Source organism: Streptomyces sp. NPDC006655 (assembly GCF_040703965.1).
Taxonomy (GTDB): domain Bacteria; phylum Actinomycetota; class Actinomycetes; order Streptomycetales; family Streptomycetaceae; genus Streptomyces.
On sequence record NZ_JBEYJU010000056.1, the window covers coordinates 12,633 to 37,081 of the forward strand.

Genomic DNA, 24,449 nt, shown 5'->3' on the forward strand with positions numbered 1-24,449 from the left:
GCGCATCCTGATTGGTAGACGCCTGGAGCCGGACGTGATGACCGCGTTCGCCGAGGGCTGTACCGAAAGGGGCGCTCTGCATGCGCGAAGATGCGACGACCGGACATCCGAAGGGCTCGAAGGGGATGAGCCGGGAGGAGCTGCTGGCCCTTCCCGTGGCCATTGACCTGGATACGAGTAATCGGGCTCTGGGACTCGGGCGGAGCAAGGGCTACGAGTTGGCGAAGCGGGGCGCTTATCCGTGCAAGGTGCTGCGGCTCGGCAACGCCTACCGGGTCGTGACCGCGGATCTGCTGGACCTGCTCGGGCTGGCGGCGTGAAGGGGCGGCAGCGTAGCAAATCGTTCTGCGCTGAGCTGACACAGAAAAGCTGGACTGTTGCCCGGTGTGGACGTACGGTCCGTGTTCCCTCGCGATGGCCTGGCGCCCGCGAGAACGGACGGGCCCCCGGCGACGCAACGCCGGAGGCCCCAGCAACCCCGTACGGCCCGTGAAGTACCAACCCGGCGGCAAGGGCGCGCAAGCCCGCCACCGCCAGACGAGGAGCTGCCCTGTGGAACATGCGGGAGCCGAGCCCTATTCCGCCCCCAACACGCCTTCATGGCCGCCGGTCGCCGTCCCCGGCCAGTCGGTCGACGGCACTGAGCTGCCTTCACCCGACGTACCCGCAAGCCCAGTTGAGGCGCCGACCACGCCGCCCGCCTCCGACGGCGCGCAGGTCCTGGCCGACCTGCGGGCGCAGATCAAGCGGTACGTGGTGATGCCGAGCGAGGAGGCCCTCACCGCGGTCACGCTGTGGATCGCGGCGACGCACCTGCAGCGCGCGTGGCAGCACGCGCCACGGTTGGCGATCGTGGCTCCGGAGAAGCGGTGCGGCAAGTCACGCCTGCTGGACATCGTGACCGAGACCGTGCGCAACCCGCTGATCACGGTCAACGCCAGCCCGGCGGCTATCTTCCGCTCGATCGACGACGAGGACCCGCCCACGCTGCTGGTCGACGAGGCCGACGCCCTCTTCAGCACTGTCAGGACGGCGGAGAAGAACGAGGAGGTGCGCGGCCTGATCAACGCCGGGCACCAGCGCAACCGGCCCACGCTGCGGGTGACCGGGCCCGAGCACAAGCCCACGGCGTTCCCCACGTTCGCCATGGCGGCGCTTGCCGGGATCGGTGACCTGCCCGACACGGTGATGGACCGGTCGGTGGTCATCCGGATGCGGCGCCGCGCGGCGGGCGAGAAGGTCGCCGCCTTCCGCACCACCCGGGACACGCCCGCCCTGCACTCGATCCGCGACCGGCTCTCCGCCTGGCTGAAGCCGCTGTACAAGCAGGCGCTGGAGATGGAGCCGGCGATGCCGGTCGAGGACCGCGCGGCCGACACCTGGGAACCCCTGGTGGTCATCGCCGACCTCGCCGGCGGCGAATGGCCCGCACTCGCACGCACCTCCTGCCGCGTCGTGACCGACTACGAGGCGGGGCAGGACGAGGAAGGCGGCCTGCGCACCCGCCTCCTGGTCGGTATCCGCCGGGCCTTCGCCGCCGAGAACGACCCGGCGGTACTGGGTACGAAGCGCCTGCTGGAGGCCCTCAACGCGGACAAGGAAGCGCCGTGGGCGGAATACGGCGCAGGCGGGCTGACCCCGCGCGGCCTGCAACTGCTGCTGAAGCCCTACGGGATCAACTCGGCCAATCGCCGCTTCCTCGACGGCACCCAGGCCAAGGGCTTCGCCCGCAACCAATTCCTCGACACCTGGGCCCGCTACTGCCCCGAGCCGAAGCCTGCGCCCGGGCCCGCCCATCCAGCCGCTGAGCCGCTACCCGGAACCGCAGCCTGACCCGCGCCGACTCGTCGCACTCGTCCCCGCGCAGGTCAGCGCGGGGACGAGTGACAAGCCCGCAACGAGTCGACTCGGCATCACCAGACCACTCGTACCTGCTCTGACCAGGCACGCAACGAGTGGTACGAGTCACCGCGCCTCAGGGCGGCCACCCCTGCCCCGCGCCGATAACCGCCGCCCAACCGCACGTGGAGTGCCCCGCTTGACCTCCCCCAGCATCAAAATCGCCGCCGTATCGGGCGCCGCAGCGATACGCCTGGGCATCGCCCTGCTCGCGGTGTTCGCCTTCGCCCTCTCCTACGACGCCCTGCGGCAGATGGCCGTCGCCATCCACATTCGCTGGCTTCTCACGTACGCATTCCCTCTCGTGATCGACGGGTTCATCGCCATTGGCGTCGCCGCCCTGGTGATGCTTCGCACCGCCTCAACACGGTCCCGCGTCTACGTATGGATACTCGTCGGCGCCGCAACCGTGACGAGCATCTGGGCCAACGCCCTGCACGCCGTCCGCCTCAACCAGCAGACCCGCCCAGGAGGCGGGCTCAGCCTCGACGACCTCACCGTCGGCGCTCTGTCCGCCATCGCCCCACTTGCTCTCGCCGGCGCCGTCCACCTCTACATCGTCATCCAACGCCATCCCAGGCCCCGCCCCCAGGAGCCACACGCCACAGAGAGCCACAACCCCTCCGGCCACAGCCACAACGGCACCAACGGCACCAACGGCACCGAGACCCCTGCCCACAGTGGCTCCGCTCTCGAAGCACCGGAGCCGACCGCTGCCGACGTGGCTCACCGACACGCCATCGTGGCGTGGGATTCAGTCGACACGACTTCGGCCACCGCCGAAATGACCGACGCCCCTCACCCCTCCGTCGAATCGCAAGGCCACGAGACCAGCGAGATCTCCGCCGAACGGCTCGCCATTGCGCGCACCGCGCCACTGGGGCGCAAGGGTCGTGCCTCGCGCCGCCACATCGAAGACGCGTTTCGCAGCAAGGACTTGACCATCGGCAGGAAGGAGGCGGACAGGCTGAAGGACGTCCTTCAGTCCGAACTCGACGAAGCCGCCTCCCAACGGCAGAGGCAACTCGACACAACCCCCGTCGGCACCGTCTGATCCTCGGCGACCGCGCCGATCGGCGCCCCACCCCTCCGGCCCACCCCCTGCCCCCGTGCGGACAAGCGCGGGGGGCACAGGAGCCGCGCACAGCAAAGCACCCGGCACCAGCACCCCATGGAGAACCACCCCATGCGCGACCCGCACCGCGAACTCCCCACCCCTCAGCAGGAGATGACCGACCACCTCAGCCGCGCAGCAAGGTATCCCGCTGGACCGTCCAAGGGGCGGCTCAACGGGGATCCCTCCGCCCCGGGGGTGGCGGAGGGGCTCGGGCACCAGGGGGCGCCCGAGGGGAAACAGCCCGCAGGCACCGTCGCCGGCCAGCTGCCGCGTGCCGCCGACGCCGCCGCGCTGCACCGCGTCGCCCGCCGCCGCCAGCGCGAAGCCGTGCAACGCAAAGAACGCGTCGATGTGCGCTACAGCGTCGGCGAGAAGGCCGGCATCCTCCGCGAAGCTCGCTCGCTGAACATCGCTGGCGCCCACTACATCGGCGCCGTCGTCATGGCGCACGTCCACGGTGATCTCGCCCTGCCCGGCCAGCGCACCGAACTCGACGACTACATCGACGAGCTGACCGCCCTCCGCAGCGAGGTCGCCAAGATCGGCCACAACATCAACCAGATCGCCAAGAAGCTCAACTCCGGCGGCCATCCACACCCTGGGGATAATGCTCTCCTGGCCCAGCTCGAGCAGACCCTGACGGCGGTCGGCGCCACCGTCGGCGACATCGCGGCAGCCGCGAACCAGGCCGTCGCCAAGAAGGCGGCCTGATGATCGCGAAGATCGGCGGCGGCAAGGACACCGCCGGTCTGATCCGGTACCTGTTCGACACGAAGAAGGCCAAGGACCACACCGACCCGCACCTGGTCGCCTCCTGGGACGGCTTCGCCCCCGACCCCGGTCGCGCCGACGACTTCGACGCCACGAAGAGGCTCCTGGTGGCCGACCTCGACCTGCACGTCAAGCAGGCCCGGCGGCTGGGCCGTGCACCCGAGAAGCACATATGGCACTGCTCGGTCCGGGCCGCCGAGACCGACCGCATCCTCAGCGACGAGGAGTGGGCCGACATCGCCCGCCGCGTCGTCGCCGCCACCGGCATCGCGCCCGACGACGACCCGGACGGCTGCCGCTGGGTCGCAGTCCGCCACGCACCGGACCACATCCACATCGCCGCCACCAAGGTCCGGGCGGATCTGCGCACTGCGCGGCACTGGAACGACTACATCACCGCCGACCGTGAACTAGCCGCCATCGAGAAGGAATACGGCCTTCACAAGGTCGTACGCGGGGACCGCACCGCCGCCAAGCGGCCCACCCGTGCCGAGCAGGAGAAGGCCCTCCGCGCTGGCCAGGAGAAGCCAGCCCGCGAACGGCTGCGCGCCACCGTGCGCACCGCCGTGGCAGCCGCCTCCAGCATGGAGGAGTTCGTCCACCTGCTCAGCCACCTCAACGGCGTGCTCGTGGAAGTCGTGTACTTCCCCTCCGGCGATGTACGCGGCTACAAGGTCGCGGCCGAAGACACCACCACTGCCGGCAAGGAGCCCGTCTGGTTCTCCGGGTCCGAACTCGCCCCGGACCTGTCCTTCCCCAAGATCCGACAGCGCCTGGAGGCCATCGACCGGCAGCCCGCCGACCAGCCGGGCCGGCGCAGGCCCAACCCCTGGTACCAGGCCACCGCCGCCACCGAACGCATCCCCCACCGCCTCGACCAGGACGACGATCAAGCCTCCCAGGCCCACCTCGCCGCCTTCGGCGAAGCCCTCGACGCCCTCCCCCTCCTCACGCCCCAGACCCTGAGAACCCAACTACGGGAAGCAGCAACGGCGTTCGAACGCGCCACGCGCTCCCGCATCGGGGCTGAACACCACCACACTCGCGCGCTGCGCGGCGCCGTGCGGGCGATGGTCCGCGAGCCCGCCCCCAAGGACGGCGCCATCCTGGCGATGTTCCTGGACGCCGCGATCCTCGTCGTGATCGCCGCCGCCCGTTGGCACGAGCTGCGCCACCACGACCAGCAAGTCGCCGCCGCCCAAGAAACCCTGCACCACCTCCAGGCCGCCTACGACCAAGCCTCGGTCGAGCCCCTGGCCGCCCTCGCAAGTCGTCGGCCGCCTCGGCAGGTCGTGGATCGGCACATCCGACAACTACGCCAGGTAGTACCCGAGCACGTGGATCAGATCATCGAAGACCCCGCCTTCGACGCCCTCACCACCGCCCTCGCCGAGGCGGAGGCGGCTGGCCACAACGCGTCCACCGTCCTCGCCCAGGCGCTCACCCAGCGCACCCTGGACGACGCCCACAGCCCCGCACGAGCACTGACCTGGCGCATCCACCGTCTCGCCGACAGACACGTACCAGGCCCACGCACGCAGGCAGTAACCCGTGCGCATCACATCGCAGTGCCTTCCACGGCTCCGCGACCGGAGCAGTCTCGGGCTCGGCGGCGCTGATCACCTCTGTGCTGGGCCCCCACCGTCCGAAGTGGGTGACTGGGGTTTGCGGTGCTTGCCGGTGCCGGAGCCGAGCGGCTTCGGCACCGGCCCGGTCAGCGTCGGCTCATTGACCTCGGGATGCAGGAGGGCCTTGGCCTCCGCCAGGTTGGCGACGAAGCCGTACGGCTCCCACGTGTGTCCGTTCCAGCGCTCGATGGCTCGGGGTGCATCCGGGTTCAGATGGGATGTCTTGGGGCCATCGCCGGAGACGACAGGTGCGGCGCGGAGTCGGCCGATCTTCGAGTCACGGCGTTCCGCCCAGTCCTTCAGCGGCTCGTCGTCCATCCTGCATTCCTCGCGTCGGCGGTGGTGGCTGTGTCAGGAGGGTAGCCGCCACTGCGGACCGCTCGGGTTTCCGAGCCAGACGACCTGTCCGTCGCGGGAGACGGTCACTCCGAACGCGGCGGTGCTCGGCGCGCCGTACTCCTCCCAGGTGGCGATGGCCGACTCGATCACGTCCCAGAGACGTCGGGGGCCGCCCTGCCGGACCTCCCAGCCGCTGTCGGTAGCGGTGAGTACGGCGAAGGAATCGGTGACGCTGTCCAGTACGAACGTGCTGAGCGGGCTGCCGTCGACCGCCATGGAGAAGAATCGGGCGTCCGGTGCGGCGAGTTGTGCCATGAACGCCGGCCCTGAGTCGGTGAGTGCCTCCGGTCCGTACGCGGCCTTCCGCTTCGTTCCGTCGTCGGATCCCGGGACCATGCCAAGGCTCTCCGGGGCATCCTGCTGGCGGGCGATCATGAAGCTCGGGTCGTCCTCGCTGAACCAGCCGCTCGCGCTGTCCCCGGCGGCGATGAGTTTGACCAGGCCGAGGGAGCGCATCCAGCCGCGCAGGGTGGTGAGGATGACGCCGCCCGGCCGTACCTGTTCCAGCCAGGCGGGCGGGATGTTACGGAAGCCGCAGGTGGCGATCAGCCGGTCGTAAGGCGCTCCGTCCGGGTGGCCGACGCGGCCGTCCCCCACCAGCAGGTGAGGGCTGTAGCCGGCACTGGCGAGAGCCTCACGGGCGCGTCGGGCCACGCCCTCGTCCGTCTCGATCGAGGTCACGCTGCCACTGTCGAGCCGGTGGCACAGCAGGGCCGTCGAGTAACCAGTGCCCGTGCCGATCTCCAGCACGTTCATGCCGTCGTGCACGTCCAGGTCTTCGAGCATCCGGACGACGAGGCTGGGCAGGGTCGATGACGAGGTCGGGGCCGCGTTGCTGATCGGCTTCGGGTCAGTCCAGTCGATGTCGTGGCCGTCGAACTGGGTCATCCATGTCTCGTCGGTGTAGACGAGCCGGAGCCACTCGTCCTGGTCGACAGTCTCCGGCGTCACGGGCTCCCAAGTGGTGACGCCGGACGCGTCGCTCTCCCGGTAGAAGCGAGGGACGAACACGTGGCGAGGCACCGCTTCAACGGCGGCTCGCCACTGTGGCGACCGCAGCCGGCCGTCCTCCTCCAGCTGGCGGGCGAGCCGAAGCCGTAGATCGGCAGCGGCCGTCTCGATATCGGGCTCACTGGCCATGGACACCTCCTTCCAGGAGGTCGGCGAGTGCGGCGGTCATGGGTAGACCGGTGGGCGGCTCCATCCATGCCCACTGCCCGGAAGGATTGCACTCGATGAAGATCCACTCACCCGAGTCGGTCAGGGCGAAGTCGAACGCCCCGAAGACGAGCCCGAAGTGCTTCAGGTAGGCGTGCATCGACTGCTCCACCGCGGGCGGGGCCGCAAGCGGCGTGTACGTGTGAGTGCTGTAGTCAGTCCGCCAGTCGAGGAGACCGGAGTCGATCTGCACGGCGAAGATCTGCTCGCCGATCACCGTGACCCGGATGTCGGCGACCTTGTCCACGCGCTTCTGGAAGAGGTGCATGGTGCCGGTCACGGAGTTATCGATCTCGTCGGCACTCACTTCGGTCACCGGGACGGTCTGGGCGTGGCCGTCGACCAGGTAGAGCGGAACCGAGATCGGCTTGAAGATCGCCGGGCCGTACTCCTTGATGAAGGCCCGTGCGTCGTCCGGGACGTTGGTGATGACCGTGGGCGGCACCTTGAAGCCTGCCGCCGCTGCTGCCGCGAGGCCGGCGGGCTTGTACTCGGCGTCGCCGATGCGGTTGGGGTGGTTGACGTAGAGGCAGCCGGGCAGGGAGGTCAGGATGCCGCCGAGCCCGTAGCGGGCCTGGGCCACGGTGAACCTCTCGTCCTGCCTGTCGAGGTGAGGGAAGGTGAACCCGGAGGGGCGCCGGTAGTACAGGGCGCGCACGGTGCCCAGTTCGGCATGTCGGCTCGGGGTCTGCACGCTTCCCCGCCAGCCGTCAGTGTCGCCGCCGATGGCGGCCGAGCACGACAGGGTGGCCGGGAAGTCACCGGAGTCGAACCGCACGACCGGGACACCCCGGTCGTGCAGCTCGGCAATCACGAAGTCCGCGGTCGGGTCGTCAAGGTTGGTGACGACCAGGACCGGACGCTCGTCGTTCGTCACCACAGTCACTGGTCGGTGTCGTTGCCCGTGTCGCTGTCCGGGGAGTCGCTGTTGCGGTCCCCCTGGCCGGTGGTGCCGGTCTTGGGGTTCGTACCGGAAGATGTGCCGTGGCCGGGGGACATGGTGGGTGCCCCGGAGGCGTCGAAGTACAGGGCGGTCTGCGTCGCCGGGTCCAACTTCACCGTCGCGTAACCGGAGTCCTCGACGGGCGGGTACGGGGCGATCCGGCGCAGGCCCCATGGGACGGCGGTCAGGTGTCCCTGCGGCAGCGGGCTGCCCGTGGGAAAGCGATCCATGTGGTTGAACACAATCTTCCTTTCGGTGGTGGAAGTACCTGTGTGATGACTGTCTTGCTTGCCCGCCGGCCACCTGCGGCTTTCATGTGCCCAGCGGGAGCGGTGAGCGCCGGTCGGCGTCAAGCAGGATCAGACCGGCGCGAGAACTTGCCGTCGAAGGCCCTCAAGCACACGCGCGAGCAGGACTACTTCCGGCTCCCTGGCCTCGACGGCGGCTCGGCCCTCGGCGTACCAGCGGCCGAGATGCCGCTGCCATGCGATGTCCGCTCGAACGACCTCGGCGCGGATCTCCCCGAGCGCCAGGTCGGACTCCATGTGCAACCGGAGGAGATCGGCAGGTGTGATGCGCAGCGGCTCGGCGAACATCGACGAATCGCAAGCGTCTGCCAGCTGGAGGGGACCGAGGGTGACTTCCACGCAGGCGTCCGGACTCGGATCGTTCACCAGCTCGTCGGCCCGCATCAGCCGTAACGAAATGCGGGGCCTCAACATGCGACCGGTGCTTCCGTGCCCGGCACTTCCAGCTCGGCCCACACGACCTTGCCCCACCGCTTACGGTCGTAACCCCATCTCCAGCTGAGGGCTTCGACCAGGAGCAGGCCGCGCCCTCCCTCCGAGTCATCATCGGGGTTGCCCGGCTCGGGAGTGTCCCGGCAACTGTCGGCGACACCGATGCGCACCACGCGCTCGGCCGGCCGCGTGACCCGGACCCGGACGACACGGCACCGCGTATGACGGACCGCGTTGTTGACCAGTTCGGCGACGACCTGGACTCCGTCCCCAGCCAACTCACCTATGCCCCAGGTATTCAGAGCAGCGGAGACGAGCCGGCGGGCCCGGCGAGCGGATTCCGGCTCGCACGGCATCGTCTCGGTGTATCCGGGCGCGCCGGTCGCAGTAGGTCGGGCTGCGGTCATGGTCACGAGAACATCCCTCCGAGGGTGGGACGCCCGCCCAGCCGACGGGGTGACGACGGAACGGGCTCTCCTCCATGCCGCCGAGAGGAAGGGGGAATCGGAACCTCCCGACGGGCGATGACCAGTCAACGACCTGGAAGGGGACGGGAACAGGAAAGGTCGCTACCTCGCCGGTCACTCCGAACCGGAAGACTTTACGGTCCCGTGATCTGAGGGCTGGTTCGCTCGATGCCATCGGTCTACCGTCGGTGACATGGCAGCGAACGCCATCCTCAAGAGCCGGATGGACGAACTCGGTCTCACGCAGGAGGAATTAGCAGGTCGGATGAACGCCGCACTCGCGGAGATCATCGGCCGGCCCGGCGACGTCTCCGACCGGACGGTCCGCAACCTGCTGAACGGAACCTCGCGCCGGCCCATCGGACGCACATGCGCTGCTCTGGAGCGGGTGTTCGGCTGTCCGGTCGAGGACTTAGGGTTCAGCGCACCACGCACCATGCACCCCCCGCAGGAGGAGGATCCCGTGCGGCGTCGCACCTTCATCACCTCGGCCACCGGGACCGCAGCCGCAGCCGTCCCCTTGGTAGCCCAACGCCGCGCCGTCGGCATGTCGGACGTAGCACGCGCCGCCGCCGGAATGAACGCACTCGTCGAAGCCGACGACCGCCAAGGCGGCCACTCCGAACTGGAACAGGCGGCCGCCGCGGGCCGTGACGACGTCCTGGAACTGCAACAGCGCAACGCCAGCGAACGCGTCCGCCGCGCCCTGTACGCACTGGCTGCCGAGTACACCACCGTCGCGGCCTGGTCCTGCATCGACGCCCGCAACCTCGACCAGGCCCAGAAGTACCTCAACGAATCCGCGACCTACGCTGGCCTCTCCCAAGACGGCCCCACCGAGATGCGGGTATGGGTCAACCTCTCCATGCTCGCCTACCAGCGGCACAACTGGCCCGAAGCACTCGCGGCGGCACAAGCGGCACAAGCCTCCTACGCAGCTCGCCGGGACCCCTTCTTCGACTCACTGGGCCGGGTCCGCGCCGCCCTCGCATACGCGGCCCTCGGGGACGGACGGGCTGGCCTGCGGTCCCTGGGATCTGCCCAGGACACCTACACCAAGACGGCGGAGCGCGAACGCCCGCGCTGGACGGCCTTCTACGGCCAGGCCGAACTCGACCATCTTGCCGCCATCGTGCAGTTCAACAGCGGACGCCCCGCCCACGCCGAGGCCATGGCCCACCGCGCCCTGGCCAAGATCCCGGCAGCTTTCCGGCGCAACAAGGCCCTCGCCACCGCGCAGCTCGCCCTCGCTCAGCTCCACCAAGGCGACGCAGAGCAGGCCACGGTCACCGCGTCCGACGTCTTCACGATCATGGACGGCGATCCCCTGCCCGGCCGCATGCGCACGCTCATCGGCGACTTCCACCGGGGCCTGTTCGTCCGGGCTCCCTCCACCGCCTACGCACGAGACTGGGCAGACCGCATGCGCACCGAATGGAGTCGAGCGTGACCGACCTGCGTCACTTCCAGCATGGAAACCTCCCCGAAGGCTTCCGTCAGATGCTCATCGACGTACACGCCGACGCCTACGCCGACCAGATGGACGACCCCTTCCACCAACGCTTCGCCTGGTTCGCCGACCACTGGTCCGGCATGGACGGCTTCTCCTGTGTCGTCGCCTACGACGGAGAACAACCGACCGGCTTCGCCTACGGCGCTCCGCTCGCGCCCGGCCGCGAATGGTGGCGCTCCACCGGATACCGGCCGAACAACGGCTACTCCTCCACCTACGCCGTGTCCGAGGTCATGGTGCGCCCCCACTGGCGCAAGCAGGGAATCTCTGAACGACTCCACGAAGCGCTCCTGAAGGAGCGACCGGAAGACCTCGCCGTACTCCTGGTCGACGTGACCCACCCCAAGGTGCAGGCGCTCTACGAGTCATGGGGGTACGCCAAGGCCGGCGAACAGCAACCGTTCGCAGACTCACCGGTGTACGCCGTCATGGTCAAGCAGCTCCGAGCTTGACGCAGAACCCCGGGAGACGCGTCGGGTGGCCCCAACTATTGGCGCAAGTCCAAGCACACCGCCGCCTGGAGGATGGCCGCATGACCACGGCGCCCGCCATCGAACTCCGCACCTTCACCACCCTCGGCACCGTCCGCGGCGACCTCCTCGACGTGTACGCCGACGTACGCGCCCCCCTCCTCCGCCTGCCGAACTACGCGGTCACCGCGTTCGGCGAGCGTATGGACCGGAGCTGTGCGTTGCGCAGCTGGCTGCTTCGGCCCCCGCTCCCTCCGCCTTCTCCGCTTCCACGACCATGTGTTCGACCTTGACGGCGTCCTCGGCGGCTTCTTCTGCGTCCTTGACCACGGTGTAGGCGCGGTCCAGGGCGCGCCAGACCTTGAAGGCTTCGACGCCAACCTTGATGGCTTTGAAGATCTTGCCCCAGGGGACGGCTGACGTTGCCGTCAACTACTGCCGTCAGGTGCCCCAACACACGAGAGGCCCCACCGGAATCAAACCCGGTGGGGCCTCTCATATTTCGCAGCTACTGCTCAGCCCAGCGCCACATTCCATGCGCCGAATACCTCAACAAAATCCGGAGTCCAAATGATCAGATTCGGCGATCCCGGCCTGGAAGACAGGAGACCATCGACGATGCTCTGCACCTTGACTGAGCCGAGTCCGCCGGATACTGGCCAAACATGGCCGCCTCGATCATTCTGCCCGAACTCTTCAATCAGGATTGAACCATCCGGATCCGGAATCGCCCAGAGAGCGAAGAGCCGGTCGTTGAGAGTCTCAGCATCCAGCCTCTCCGCGAACAGCTTGAAGTACCAGCAGGCGTTTCCATCCCTGCGCCTCGCGACCCCTTCGATTGGCCCATCGCGCCAATCGAAGATGACTAGAACCTGAAGGTGACCAAGCTTCCCTGCCGAGCTCTCGCTCATCTTATCTCCGCCCAAACACGGTATTGAAACCTATTTGGACTGCCGAGTCCACCGGTTTCGGAAGTATCAGCGTGTGACGCATAGGGAGATTCCGAGTGGGGGTGAAGATCAACGAGAACCCTGCCGCCTCTATTTGCCCTTTCGTTGCTACGGATGCACCTTCAACCGGACCGTCAACCGCTCGCGCCGAAAGTCCGTGCCCGAACGACTTAGGGTTCTCTTCCGCTTTTTGCGCTTGAGTGGAGAGTCGCCCGGCGCTTTCCTTACTGGTTCCGAACCTCGCAAAGCTCTGATCGGAACTACAGGTGCATGGCTGGCCAAACTCCGGGCCGCCGGGACCGCAATTGTGAACCAGGACCGGTGCGGCGCCTGCGAGCACATAGTACGTGTGCAGGGTGCCGACGGTGAGGTCGTACGTGGTGCCGTGCTGATGGAAGTTCCGCACGTGGCGGATGACGACCATCGCGCCGTTTATGGTGCGGAGCTCGGTGCCCGCTCTGAGAAACCTCAGGCGGGCATCGCGTCACTCCTGGTCTCTATATCCCTCGACCTGTTCAGCGATTTCCTCCAGAGCCTCCGCTCCAATGGCCTCCTCCAGGGAGTTACCCACGAATTCCCGAGCGCGGGCCAGTCTCGCAGGGATCTCGTACTCCACCACATAGTCAAGAAGCACGCGGGGGTCCGCCCCTGCCCCGATACGTGACAGCACCCGATCCAGAGACACCACGTACTCCTCCAGATCCCGGAACAAATCAGTGAATCCTGCCAAGTCCACCGGGATACCCTGAGTCACGCCTGTCACCTTTTCACTCGAATATTTTCGACCGGAAGGTCGCCATCTGCAACCCATTCAGTGATGCCCATTGTCGAATTAAATCTCGATCGGACCCGGCCGGCCGGAACATCAAATTCGAGGACATGATTTCCTCTGCCGCGCCCAATTCCCAGCGTGGACTCGGCATCACGGGGACTCATCGGCTTCCCCTTGGCCGGAACGAGGAAGACCTTATTTTGGTCACTCGCTCTGATGACCTTACTCTGGACAATACCCGCCTTGCCCCGCGCATTCGTGTAGTGCCGCATCCGAATCATCTCTTCAGGGGCGTCATCGCCACCTGAAGGACAGTTATGGACGAGGACCGGCGTGGCCCCTGCCAACACATAGTACGTATGCAGCGTACCGACCGTGAGGTCGTAAGTCGTCCCGTGCTGGTGGAAATTGTGGACCTTGGCCACCACGATGGTCGTGCCGTCTGTAGCGCGGAGCTTGGTGCCCGGGGTCAGGTCGTGAGCGTCGGTCCAGCGGTGGTGGGTGGCGTCCCAGAAGGGGTGGTGCCAGGTGGTGGTGAGGGTCTGCTTCGCAGACGGTGTGTCAGCCTGCTTCCCGCGTGGGGGCCCTCGGGTCGGGGCCGTGTCCAGGGTCAGGGTCGTGAAGTCCTTGTCGGTCTTCGTGACGATGACCTGCTGGACCTGCTCCGGGGCCGTGACGCCGGTCTGTGGGTCGGTGGCCAGGACCGTGTCGCCGGCTTTCACCTTGCTGATCGGTTTTGATGTGCCGTCGGCCAGGCGGACGCCGGTGCTGGGGAGGAAGCTGTGGACCGAGCAGGACGCCGCGTCGGTTCCCGCATCCTCCGCCGCACGGGTCTCCGCCAATGCGTGTTCCGCGCGGACCGCGTCGTCGGCGAGTTTCGCGGCCTCCTCCGCGTCCTTGACCGCCGTATAGGCGCGGTCCAGGGCCCGCCATATCTTGAAGGCTTCGACGCCGACCTTGATGGCCTTGAAGACCTTGCCCCAGGGGACCGCTGTCAGGGCCGTGTTGACGCAGCCCATCACGTCGCCCTTGGTGAAGCAGTTGTAGGCGTCCGTCAGGCCAAGGACATCCGCAACCAGGCTGAGCAATTGGTGCTTGAAGCCGGACGCCTGCTTCTTTGCTGCGGCGGCGGCTGCGTTCGCGGTGGACTTGGCCCGCTGCAGGGCGCGTTCCTCGGCCTGCGGGTCGTACGTCTTCTTGCTGATGTTGCCGCCGTCGGCGCCGAAACTGTGACCGTCGGAGCAGCGGCCGTGGTGGCAGACGGCGGTGTTCGTGCCCATCGGGTCGACCGGGCCGGTCGTGACGTACCGGGTCGGGTTGCTCTTGCTGGTACCGGTGCCGCCGATCGGGTAGCCGATGCCGCACAGGTCGGCCATGCACAGACCGGAGGGGTCGGACTCGGTGACCGGGGAGTCGCCGGCGTAGTCGTAGGCGTTCCAGGTCTGCGGGGAGCCGGTGTCCAGTACCGGGTCGGGGCTGAGGAAGCGGCCGATGGTGGGGTCGTACTCGCGGGCGCCGAGGTTGGTCAGGCCCGTGTTGTCGTCCTGGGTGCCGCCGACGTAGCCCTTTTGGCCGATCCACGTTCCGCCCTGGTCGCGTGACTCGCCGAAGGGCTTGTACTGGCGGCGGACCACCTGCTGCGTCTGGGAGTCGATCTCCAGTGTGCCGGTGCCCTGATGGTCCGGGACCAGGTAAGTGAACTTACCGTCAGAGGAGTGGGTGGCCACGGTCTGGCCAGCGATGGAGATGTAGCGCACGCCGTCCGCGGTCGTGGCGCCGGTCTTGAGAGTGATCTCCTCGTCGCCGGTGTACAGGGTGGTGCCGTCGGGGCTGTGGCGGATCAGCAGGGTGCCGTCGGCGTCGTAGAGGTACTTCGTGTCGCCGGCCGAGCCCGTCGAGGCCAGTTCGGAGAGGTGTCCCTCGTCGTCGTAAGTGAGGGTGTCGGTACCCGCGCGGGTGCTGCGCGTGTGGACGTTGCCGTTCTCGTCGTAGGTGTAGGCGTTGGTGGTGTTCGCAGTCGCGTCGCCCGGGACGACCGTTTCCACCGTCTGGACCGCGTGGGCCGGGCCCTTGCCTGCCGTGAACGGGTTGTAGGAGGACGTCGCGTCGTGGGACGTGTCGCCTGTCGTGTCGTGGTCGACCTGGGAGGAGCGGGCGCCTGTGGCGTCGTACGTCCAGGACTGCCAGTACGGCGACGGGCCGCCCACGGTCGTCGACGCGCCGGATGCGGGGGTGGCCGAGCAGTCGTCGGTGGCCGTCCACGCGTCTTGCAGACGCTGTGCCCAGTCGTAGTCGAAGCACTGGGTGTCGGTAGAGCCGGTCTCCAGTTTGTCGGTGATCTTCGTGACGTTGCCGGAGGGCTGGTAGGTGTAGCTGGTCTTGTCGGCGATCGCGGTGCCCGACTTGGTGACGGTGGTGGAGTCGGTCAGGCGGTGGGTCTGGTCGTCGTAGTTCAGGGTCTGCTGGGCGAAGTTGCCGGTGGTGCCATAGGTGAACTGGTACGGCTCGTCGAACTCCGTGTAACTGAGCTTGTCGACGTAGTCCCAGCTGTTCGTGGTCCCGCCGACGGAAGTGGGGCGGCCGTAGGCGTCGTAGTTGTAGGAGACGGTCTCCTGCGGCAGCTTGACGGCCGTCGGGTCCTGGTCGGTGTAGTTCTTCAGCGTTCCCGTGAGGTTGTACGTGTTCTGGTGGATGTAGTCGCCGGCCAGGGCGCCTTCGGCGGCGGGGACCGTGAGCTGTGTCGCCTGTACCCAGCCGTGGCTGTCGTAGCCGAGGACCTTGTCGGTGTAGGCGGAGCCGCCGGTGCCGCCCACGTAGCGGATGGACGCGGTGGGCTTGCCCTTCTTCAGCGTGTCGTACGTCCACGCGGCCAGTTCGTTCGACGTCGACTGCGCGGCGCCGCCCGTGGTGTCGAACTCGGCCTTCTTGCGGCCCATCTCGTCGTACGTGTAGCTGATGGTCTTGCCGCCGTTGTCGGTCGTGGTCAGCAGCTGGCCGGCGTTGTCGTACGTGGAGCTGGAGGAGCCGGTGTCGGGGTCGGTCTGGGAGGTGCGACGGCCGAGGAGGTCGTAAGTGCTGGACCAGGTGTGGCTCTGGCCGTCGTCCTGGCCGGTCTGGTGGCCGGCCCCGTCGTAGGAGTAGGTGACGGTGTCGGCGGCGCCGGTGGCTGTGGGGCCGTGGTAGCGCAGCAGCTTGACCAGCTGGTCGCGGGCGTCCGTGTACGTGGTGGTGGGGGTGGCGCCGAAGGGTACGGCGCCGGCCGACGGGGTGACGTCGACGCGGTCGGAGCCGGGGTAGGCGGTGGTGGTCCGCCAGGTCTCCGAGGCGAAGTGGTAGGCGATCGAGGCCGTGACCCGGCCCGCTCCGTCGTAGACCGTGGCGGTCTGCGACGGGGTCTTGGTGTCGGGCGCGTCGACCAGCGTGCCGGTCGGGGCGCCGCTGTTGTAGTACGCGTCGGAGGAACTGACCGCCCAGCCGTGCGAGTCGTAGACGGTGTCGGTGATCGTACGGCCGCCGTCGACGGTCGCCGTCTGCGTCTCACGCGGGCGCAGCATCGCGTCGTAGATGGAGATGGAGGTGCGGTAGGCGTTGTCGTCGTCGAGGGTCTGGGTGGTGACCGTGGACGGCACCGACGGTGAGAGGTTGTAGCTGTACTTGATGTTGGGGTTGTTGTCGGTGGGGAAACCCGGGCTCCACACCTGGGTCAGGCGGCCGAGCGGGTCGTAGGTGCTGGTGGTGGAGTAGCCGGCCGCGTCAGTGGTCTTCAGGTCCAGGCCGCGGGCCGGGTCCAGCGTGGTCGTGGTGGCGAAGCCGGCGGTCTGGCCGGTGACCTTCGGCTGGGTGACTGTGATGGAGGTCGGAGAGGCACCGGTCGCGGGGGTGTAGGCCGTGGTCGTGACGCGGCCGTCGGCGTCCGTCTCGGTCAGTTCACGGCCGTAGGAGTCGTAGGTGTTCTTCAGCGCCGTGATGTAGTGCGGGGTGCCGTCGGCCGCCACCGAGTCGGCCTTCTGGATCATCGTGACATCGCCCTTGGTGGGGGCTGCGGTGTTGCTGGTGGAGCCGTCGAAGAAGGTGAGGTCGTCGCTGAGCAGGTCCTGCGGGTACTTCGGGGTGGCCGAGCAGGAGACGGCGACCTCCTGGACCCGGCGCGGTACGGGCAGCTGGTTGCCGGAGGCGTCCGTGTCGTACCAGGTGCGGGTGCACTTGTCGTCGGTGGATGTCGTGACGTCGCCCAGGTCGTCGACGCTCTGGGGCAGGCCGCTGGCCGCGTCGATCGTGTAGTCGATCTCGGTGGTGCGCTTGGTGCCGTCCGCCTTGGTGGTGACGGTGCGGGCCCGCTGGATGTTGGTACGGCGCGCGACGAGCGGGTCCAGGCCCGCCTTGGTCCGGGTCTGGGTGGCCGTCGCCGCCGAGCTCCAGGGGTCGGTGACGCCGTCCGAGAGCAGTGCGCCGCCGTCGCCGTTGTAGGACTGCGCCTCGAAGGTCTGACCGGCCAGCCAGTCGGAGTCCTTCTGCGGGTCGTCCTTGGCGGTGTCGTTGAGGGTGACGCTGCGCGTGCCGGTGGAGGTCTTGTCGCCGTCCATGCCGCGGAAGTACGTCTCGCGGGAGAGCGTGATCTTCTCGGGAGACGTGCCGGTGCGGGTCTCGACCGTGCCGTAGCCGCGCCACTGGTTCCAGGTCCGGTACTTGACCGGGGTCAGCGGGTCGTCGTTGTAGTGCCAGGCCGGGTCGCCGACGTAGGTGTAGGAGGTCTGGACGGGGAGCCCGTGGGCGGTGGGGTCCTGCGTCGTCACGGAGTTGACGAGGAACTTGTTGAACCAGTCCAGCTGCGGGGACGTCTGACCAGGCGGGGTCCAGTACTGCGGATAGCAGCGGTAGGTGTTGCTGTCCTGGCTGGAGGGGAGCACCGGGGTGCCTGTGCGGTGGCACTGGGGTCCGGTGTAGTTGACGGTGATCGCTTCGCCGGACTCGGTGGTGACCGTGGTCATCCGGTAGCGGGTGATGGGCTGGTAGCCGTCGAGGCCGTCCACCCGGTTGGCGAGTGCCTGGCCGGCGAACTGCACCGGCGGCAGATCGAGGCTTCCGCCGTCCTTGCCGGTGTGCACGATCTGGCTCAGCCACAGTGACGGGGTGGTGGTGTCGCCGGTCGGCGGGAAGGTCTGGGTGAGGGTCCAGGCGTCGACGTTCTGGTATCCGGTGCCGACCAGGGACTGGGTGCGGATGCCCGTCAGCCGCTTGGTGGTGAAGAAGGCCGGGCCGTGGTTGTTGCAGGTGCCCGTGGATGCGCAGGTCTGGTCGACGGGGACGTCCGGCCAGTGCGTGGCGTTGGCCGTGGTCATCTTCGACGTGGCGCAGTCGAAGCTGGAGTCGGCGAGGCAGCGCTCGGAGGTGTCGAAGAAGACCTGGGCTGCGGCCGGGGCGGTGGTGTCGTAGACCTTGCCGTCCAGCTGCCCGTACTGGATCTTGGAGAGGTAGCCGCTGCGGGCGTAGGTGGTCGGCGTGGTGGAGTTGTCCCGGCCGTAGTAGCCGGTCTCGGGCGTGTACCAGTAGCTGATGGCGTTGCCGTGCGGGTCGACGGTGTAGTCCAGGTTCCAGCGGTAACCCTGCTGGCACCAGGAATTGGCGAAGGTGGCGGCGTGGCACGGCTCGCCAGTGTCATTGCCGTAGACGGGCGTGGTGAACACCGAGTTGGTGGTCGCGTTTCCGGTCGCCCAGCCGGGCAACCGGTTCCGGCCGAAGTAGTACTGCGTGCCGTCGGCGGTGGTGACGACGAAGTACTCGTTGTCGTTGTCGCCGTTGACCGTGTCGGTCTTGACCTCGATCTTCTCGCCGCTGTCGCCCTGCGGGTGCCAGGTGCCCGACTTGTCATCGTGGACGAGTGTGTTCGACGAGCCGTTCAGCGACAGGGTGAGCGAGTCGACGTCATCGGACCAGCACTCGTCGGAGGTCTTGGGGGTGCCGTTCGCCGTGTCGTCGGAGCAGGAGGCGTAGCTGCGTTCGACGAAGCCGGGCGAGTAGTCCCAGCCGTCGCCGATCCAGGAGGACTGGGCGTTGGTCGAGGAGGTACGCCCGTCCACGCTCTGCGAGCTGTAGTCCAGGGACACGCTCGGGGCCAGGCTGCCAGGGACGTCGGGCACAGAAATGGGGTACGAGTAACTGAAGGCACCGGTCGAACCACCCGCCGTCCACTGGCCCGACGGGGCGAGGTCGGTGGCCCCGTAGCTGCCGCCACCGCCCGAGGCTGCCGCCTCCGCCGCGAGCACCATCGGCTGAGCCGTGGTGGTGGCAGAGAGCGGGATGTCGGCCGAGACCGTCTGGGTCTTCGTGTCGTTGGTAGAGGTCAGCGGGGTCTGCTTACGGCACGCGGCATCCTGCGGGGTGGTCAACGCGCAGGCCGGCAGCTGGACGAGGCGGAGCCGGCCGGCCCAGTCGCCGCCATAAGCGTCCTTGAACGCCGAATAGTCCAGGCCGACTTGGGCGGTGCCGCCAGAAGTGGCGCTGTCCGGCTGCACGGAGAGAACGACGCCGCGGACGCCGAGCTTCTGCGCGGCCGTCTGTCCCGGCAGCGACACGTGCACGTGAACGCCTGCACCTGCCCGGCGCGCTCCCTTCGCCGCCGCAACCGTCACCGGGATGTCATCAGCCCGCTTGGCGGCGGCTCCACGTGCGGGAACCGTCACATCGGCCGTGCCCTTGGTGGGCCAGGTCTTGTGTGCCTGGGCAGCGCTCCAGCGCGCCATGTGCGGGACCTTCACGGCTTTGCCCTTGACCGGTGACACGGACACCGAGGGCTCTTTCTTCGCCTTTACGAGGTAATCCGCGTGCTGTCCGGCCGCAAGGGCATCCGCCGGCGAGAGAAACCCGACGAGCAGACCGAGAACACTGACCGCGACAGTCCATAAAGCGGGTGCCCTGCGTATCCGCATGGTCTTTCTGTACATCCGCCAACGCGAACTTCGACGCACTGTGGACCCCCCATTCCAGCACGGCTACCGAGGAGATATTTGATCAGATTCAGAACGCCACTCACAGGCCCTTCACATGTTCAGAAGGTATTGAATTAGTCATACATCGACCCGTGTTCGACCAAAATTAGAGGTCAAATGCACCAACTTCGCTACGAACGGTAGTCATTACTCGACAACGGGTTTAATAAGGTCACCAGACGGCAAAGTTGCACACTTCATCTACACATCTGGCGAGGTCTCTTTCGGGGCGACTTCCCCCCTCGGGCTGTTGTGGCTCTGCCGTGAATGCGGGTAGCCTCCCTCGCGCCCACAGGCGCTTTTCACTCGGACTCAAATTGGGGGGCAGATGTCCGACCGTTTCCGCCGACTTTCCTCCGGCGGTCCACTCAGAAAGAAACCGCGAATACCGGGCCGGTTTCTGGTCCTTGCCACGGTCAGCGCGCTCTGCCTGACACCGCTCGCAGCTCAGCCGGCCACGGCCGACTCCGCACCGGGCTCCGTCTCAGATGTCGACACCAGCCAGCCGGACCTGACTCCGGCACCGACGAACGACACGACGCCGCCGAAGCCCACCGGCTCCCTGCGCCCGGCCGATGACGAAGACGGGCTGACGACAGCCGAGGAGTCGGCGCTGGCCGGCGCCCAGAAGCAGGCCGCGACAACCGGCAAGCCAGTCCGGGTGGACGCCCTGACCACCGAGACGGCGACCACGACGGCGAACCCGTCGGGCACCGTCACCTACGACTCCAGCCTGCTGCCGGTACGGGTCCGTAACGCTCGTCGCTGGGTCCCTGTCGACGCCACCCTGACACGCAACGCGGACGGTACCTGGAGCCCGAAGGCCGCGGCCGAACCGCTCGCCTTCTCCGGCGGCGGCACCAGCCCCCTCGCCACAATGGCCAAGGGCAAGGCGTCCCTCGCCCTGTCCTGGCCGCACGCACTGCCCACCCCGCACGCCTCGGGCGCGAGCCTTACCTACCCGGACGTGCTGCCCGACGTGGACCTGCAGGTCACCGCCGATACACAGGGCGGCTGGTCACAGATCCTCGTCGTCAAGAACGCGCAGGCCGCCGCCAACCCCGCGCTCGCCCAACTCGCCCTGACCACCCAGACCAAGGGCGTCGCCGTCACCGACGACGGCCACGGCAACCTCGCAGCGACCACCCCGGACGGCAGGGTGCTCTTCAGCGCCCCGCAGCCGGCGATGTGGGACTCCAGCGGCATCGGCGCGGCCCACACGCCCCCCGAGGCCGGTCCCGCACCCAAGGCCCATGTCGCCCGCGTCCAGGGTCGCCTGCGCGGCAGAACGCTGTCCCTGGTCCCCGATGCCAAGCTGCTCACCGGCGCGCACACCAGGTTCCCGGTCTTCATCGACCCGTCCTGGAACCCGCACGACGCCACCGGCGCAAGACAGCACTACGTCGAGACCCAGCAGGGCTGTCCCACGGCGAAGAACTACGACTCCATCCAGTACGGGGACCCCGGCGTCGGCTACAACAGCTGGTCCGGCTGCATCGGTGACGAGATCTCCTACTTCCAGGTCGCCGTGCCCTCCATCGTCGACCGCTCACACGTGCTCACTGCCACGGTAAACGTCAAAGAGAACTACTCCGCAAGCTGCAGCTTCTCTTCAGACGTCTCCCTGTACTGGTCCGACGCGATCAACTCGTCGACCACCTGGAACAGCAACACGTCACGGACCACGAAGGAAGACACCAAGAGCTTCGGACCGGCCTGCTCCAGCGAGCCCTCTGCCGGCTTCGACGTGACCAAGACGATCAGAAGCGGTGTCACCGTTCCCTGGAAGAGCTGGACGTTCGCTCTCCTCAACAGCCACAACGGCAGTGGCGACGGCAACTACTTCAAACGCTTCGACAACAACCCCTCGATGGCCATCACCTACAACCACGTGCCCAACAAGCCCGGCAACCTGGCCACCAAGGTCGGCTCCACCTCGCTGGGCTGCGGCACCACCGGCGACTACCCCATCGTCGGCAAAACCCTGGCCACCACCCCGCCCACCCTCAACGCCACCATCGGCGACACCGACAAGGACGCTCTCGCGGCCACCTACTCGTACTGGGTCGGAAGCGGTACGGCCACCACGACAACCAGCGCCACAGTCGCCAGCGGCGCCAACGCACCCAAGCAGCTTCCCTCGACGTTCATGAGCGGCCTCGCCGACGGCAGCGTGGTCAGCTGGAAGGTCACCTCGTCCGACGGCGAGGACACCTCCGCCACCTCCGCCACCTGCCACTTCACCGTCGACCTGCACAGCCCCGCCCAGCCCACCGTCAAGTCCGCCGACAGCCTCTACCCGGAGGACGCGCCCGGCATCACCGCCGCCGGCACCCCGGGCAGTTTCACCCTCTCCGTGAACCCCGGTACCAACGGCAACAACGCGGCCAAGTTCCTCTACGGCCTGGACGCCGCGCCACCCACGTCCAACACCCCCGCCTCACAGACCAAGAAAGCCGACAACAACACCGCCACGATCACCGTGACCCCGGTGGCACCCGGCACCCACACTCTCTACGTCTACGCAGTCGACTCGGCCGGCAATGTCTCCTCGCAGCAGCAGTACGAGTTCACCGCGCTGGGCCACACGTGGTCGCACACGTTCACCAGCCTGCAGGCGGCCTTCAACAACACCGCCACCACCGCCGACAGCAACCCCACCACCGCCGACGCCGACGGAGTCGGCGCCACCCTCTCCCTGCAGGACCTCAAGGCGGCGGGCTGGCAGCCGGGCGGCAAGATCACCGTGGACGGCGCCACCTTCACCCTGCCCAACTTCGGCGCCGGCACCGGCGACAACGTCATGGCCGCCAACCAGACCATCCAGATGAACGGCACCAGCGGCCAGGCCCTGGTCTTCCTCGGCTTCTCCACCTACGGGTCCGTCGGCTCCCAGCACCAGGACGGCGACACCACCAACCCCGTGGTCCCCGACGACACCAACACTTCCGCCACCAACTGCAGCCTCGGCAACGGCACCTACGAGGACTGCACCACCCCGACCGGCACCATCAACTACGGCGACGGCTCTTCACAGCCCTACTACCTGACCATGCCCGACTGGGTATACGGCTCGGACACCCTGGCTGCCGTCACCCTTCTCCACCGCAACACCCCCACCGCCCAGCAGACCCGCGACACCAACATCTACGCGTTCGCCGTCCCGTTGAAGGCCGGCGCCACCGTCAGTTCGGTGAACCTGCCCGACCTCGCCGACGCAGCCCGCAAGTACGTGCCAGGGATGCACATCATCGGCATGTCCGTGCGCGACACCACCACGGCCTCGAACGGCGAAAGCTGGACCGGCACCTGGAGCGCCCCCACCGAGGAGCGGTTCCGGTTCACATCCATGGGCACGTTCGGCAACCAGACCTTCCGGATCATCACCCAGACCAGCGCCGGCGGCGACAACGTACGGCTGCGGCTGTCCAACGCGCTGGGCACCGACCCGCTCACCCTCGACCACGTGACCGTCGCCCGATACAGCAGCGGCGCGGCGACCACATCCACACCGGTCGACGTCACGTTCGGCGGAGCCAAATCCGTGGTGATCCCGGAAGGGGGCGAGCTCTACAGCGACCCGATTCCGATGACGGTCGCCCAGGGCACCTCCCTGACGACCAGCGTCCATCTGGTGAACAAGGTGGACTACCTCGTCATGCACCCTTGGGCCTCGCCGGACACTCTGGGCTACGTCAGCCCTGTCGGCAGCGGCGACCACACCACCGACCCGGCAAGTACGGCATTCACTGCCACGGGCTCGGTCTCGGGCCGCTTCTCCGACATCCTGACCGGGGTGGACGTCACCAACACAGATCACCGGGCGACGGTTTCCGTGCTCGGCGACGGCCTCATCAACACCCGCACCACAGGCACCACTGCCGGTTATCAGACCCTGCGTTTCAGCAACGACCTCTCCTCCCGCCTGCGCACCAACACCGACGGCATACCGGTCTACGGCGTGGTGAACTCCGGCATCGAGAACAACTACCTCGGCACCGACCAAGGCGCGGGCGCGGGTGGCCGCGCCGCAGTGACCCGTCTGGACCGGGACGTCCTGTCCGTCCCGGGCCTCAAGACCGTCATCGTGACGCAGGGTCTGGAGGACATCGTCGCCGGACACGACGACGTCGACATCGACAGCGCACTCGGACTGTTGAAGGACCAGCTCAAGGGGTGGGGCATCAAGGTCATCTTCACCACGTTGACGCCGTGCGACGGCTACAGCGCCTGCACGGCGGCCGTCGACCTGAACCGCCTCGACACCAACACCTGGATCACCGACCAAGACGACTTCACTTCGCCCAAGGTGGCCCATGTGGACGCAGAGGCGGTCGTGAGGGTCACCAACACAGCGAGCACGGCTGACCCACAGGCAGTGAAGCTGGGCACCGATGCGGCTCCGGCAGACTTCGACTCCGGCGACCACGTCAACCTGACCGCGGACGGCTACAGCGCGATCAGCAACGCCTTCGACCTGACCTCGCTGGGCCCGGACGCATAGCGCGACGACAGCGGCCGGGTGCACCGCACGATTCGTGCGGTGCACCCGGCCCGGGCCGCTCTCCTGCGTGAG

The 24,449-nt window shown here is 67.7% G+C and carries 18 protein-coding genes and 1 pseudogene; 9 read left to right on the forward strand and 10 right to left on the reverse strand.

Annotation, left to right across the window (positions count from 1 at the left end):
* Positions 1–80 precede the first annotated feature (80 nt).
* The 5 genes from AB0958_RS28225 to AB0958_RS28245 all read left to right on the forward strand — a co-directional run bounded on the left by AB0958_RS28225 (position 81) and on the right by AB0958_RS28245 (position 5,406).
* Positions 81–320 carry a hypothetical protein gene (locus AB0958_RS28225; protein ID WP_366893292.1) on the forward strand — a complete coding sequence of 80 codons (240 nt, stop codon included), beginning with the start codon at positions 81–83 and terminating at the stop codon, positions 318–320.
* A 232-nt stretch (positions 321–552) separates the two neighbouring features.
* Entirely contained in the window at positions 553–1,833 is a 1,281-nt protein-coding gene (locus AB0958_RS28230; protein WP_366893293.1) for a DUF3631 domain-containing protein, read from the forward strand.
* A 205-nt stretch (positions 1,834–2,038) separates the two neighbouring features.
* Positions 2,039–2,953 (forward strand): DUF2637 domain-containing protein, encoded by a 915-nt coding sequence (locus tag AB0958_RS28235; protein ID WP_366893294.1) that lies wholly within the window; start codon positions 2,039–2,041, stop codon positions 2,951–2,953.
* A gap of 132 nt (positions 2,954–3,085) precedes the next feature.
* Positions 3,086–3,727, forward strand: coding sequence for a MobC family plasmid mobilization relaxosome protein (locus AB0958_RS28240; protein WP_366893327.1), 642 nt, complete (start codon positions 3,086–3,088; stop codon positions 3,725–3,727).
* Complete coding sequence (locus AB0958_RS28245; protein ID WP_366893295.1) at positions 3,727–5,406, forward strand: mobilization protein; 1,680 nt, start codon at positions 3,727–3,729, stop codon at positions 5,404–5,406. The genes AB0958_RS28240 and AB0958_RS28245 overlap by 1 nt, the downstream gene beginning before the upstream one ends.
* Here the strand turns inward: AB0958_RS28245 and AB0958_RS28250 are convergent, their stop codons facing one another.
* The 6 genes from AB0958_RS28250 to AB0958_RS28275 all read right to left on the reverse strand — a co-directional run bounded on the left by AB0958_RS28250 (position 5,407) and on the right by AB0958_RS28275 (position 9,122).
* Positions 5,407–5,733, reverse strand: a complete 327-nt coding sequence (locus tag AB0958_RS28250; protein WP_366893297.1) for a DUF6087 family protein — start codon at positions 5,731–5,733, stop codon at positions 5,407–5,409. It abuts the gene before it with no gap.
* A gap of 33 nt (positions 5,734–5,766) precedes the next feature.
* Entirely contained in the window at positions 5,767–6,954 is a 1,188-nt protein-coding gene (tgmC, locus tag AB0958_RS28255; RefSeq protein ID WP_366893298.1) for an ATP-grasp peptide maturase system methyltransferase, read from the reverse strand.
* A complete protein-coding gene (tgmB, locus tag AB0958_RS28260; protein WP_366893299.1) occupies positions 6,944–7,909 on the reverse strand; it encodes an ATP-grasp ribosomal peptide maturase in 966 nt (321 codons plus the stop codon). The genes tgmC and tgmB overlap by 11 nt, the downstream gene beginning before the upstream one ends.
* Before the next feature lie 5 nt (positions 7,910–7,914).
* Complete coding sequence (tgmA, locus tag AB0958_RS28265; RefSeq protein WP_366893300.1) at positions 7,915–8,217, reverse strand: putative ATP-grasp-modified RiPP; 303 nt, start codon at positions 8,215–8,217, stop codon at positions 7,915–7,917.
* 117 nt (positions 8,218–8,334) lie between these two features.
* Positions 8,335–8,667, reverse strand: a complete 333-nt coding sequence (locus AB0958_RS28270; protein WP_366893301.1) for a hypothetical protein — start codon at positions 8,665–8,667, stop codon at positions 8,335–8,337.
* Positions 8,668–8,690: 23 nt separating this feature from the next.
* Positions 8,691–9,122: an ATP-binding protein gene (locus AB0958_RS28275; RefSeq protein WP_366893302.1), complete on the reverse strand. Its 432-nt coding sequence runs from the start codon at positions 9,120–9,122 to the stop codon at positions 8,691–8,693.
* Between the two features lie 253 nt (positions 9,123–9,375).
* Between AB0958_RS28275 and AB0958_RS28280 the strand changes: the two genes are divergently transcribed.
* From AB0958_RS28280 to AB0958_RS28290, 3 genes and pseudogenes are all read left to right on the forward strand, one after another.
* Positions 9,376–10,632: a helix-turn-helix transcriptional regulator gene (locus AB0958_RS28280; RefSeq protein ID WP_366893303.1), complete on the forward strand. Its 1,257-nt coding sequence runs from the start codon at positions 9,376–9,378 to the stop codon at positions 10,630–10,632.
* Positions 10,617–11,147: a GNAT family N-acetyltransferase gene (locus tag AB0958_RS28285; protein ID WP_366893304.1), complete on the forward strand. Its 531-nt coding sequence runs from the start codon at positions 10,617–10,619 to the stop codon at positions 11,145–11,147. The genes AB0958_RS28280 and AB0958_RS28285 overlap by 16 nt, the downstream gene beginning before the upstream one ends.
* Before the next feature lie 80 nt (positions 11,148–11,227).
* A pseudogene (locus AB0958_RS28290) lies at positions 11,228–11,377 on the forward strand (GNAT family N-acetyltransferase); the annotation flags it as partial.
* Here the strand turns inward: AB0958_RS28290 and AB0958_RS28295 are convergent.
* The 4 genes from AB0958_RS28295 to AB0958_RS28310 all read right to left on the reverse strand — a co-directional run bounded on the left by AB0958_RS28295 (position 11,349) and on the right by AB0958_RS28310 (position 19,672).
* A complete protein-coding gene (locus AB0958_RS28295; RefSeq protein WP_366893329.1) occupies positions 11,349–11,597 on the reverse strand; it encodes a hypothetical protein in 249 nt (82 codons plus the stop codon). The pseudogene AB0958_RS28290 and the gene AB0958_RS28295 overlap by 29 nt on opposite strands.
* A gap of 83 nt (positions 11,598–11,680) precedes the next feature.
* Positions 11,681–12,076 (reverse strand): hypothetical protein, encoded by a 396-nt coding sequence (locus tag AB0958_RS28300; RefSeq protein ID WP_366893305.1) that lies wholly within the window; start codon positions 12,074–12,076, stop codon positions 11,681–11,683.
* A 523-nt stretch (positions 12,077–12,599) separates the two neighbouring features.
* A complete protein-coding gene (locus AB0958_RS28305; RefSeq protein ID WP_366893306.1) occupies positions 12,600–12,869 on the reverse strand; it encodes a hypothetical protein in 270 nt (89 codons plus the stop codon).
* Between the two features lie 5 nt (positions 12,870–12,874).
* A complete protein-coding gene (locus AB0958_RS28310) occupies positions 12,875–19,672 on the reverse strand; it encodes an HYD1 signature containing ADP-ribosyltransferase family protein (RefSeq protein ID WP_366893307.1) in 6,798 nt (2,265 codons plus the stop codon).
* Positions 19,673–20,201: 529 nt separating this feature from the next.
* On the opposite strand from AB0958_RS28310, the gene AB0958_RS28315 reads away from it, so the two are divergent.
* Positions 20,202–24,377, forward strand: a complete 4,176-nt coding sequence (locus AB0958_RS28315; protein ID WP_366893308.1) for a hypothetical protein — start codon at positions 20,202–20,204, stop codon at positions 24,375–24,377.
* The last annotated feature ends 72 nt before the right edge of the window (positions 24,378–24,449 follow it).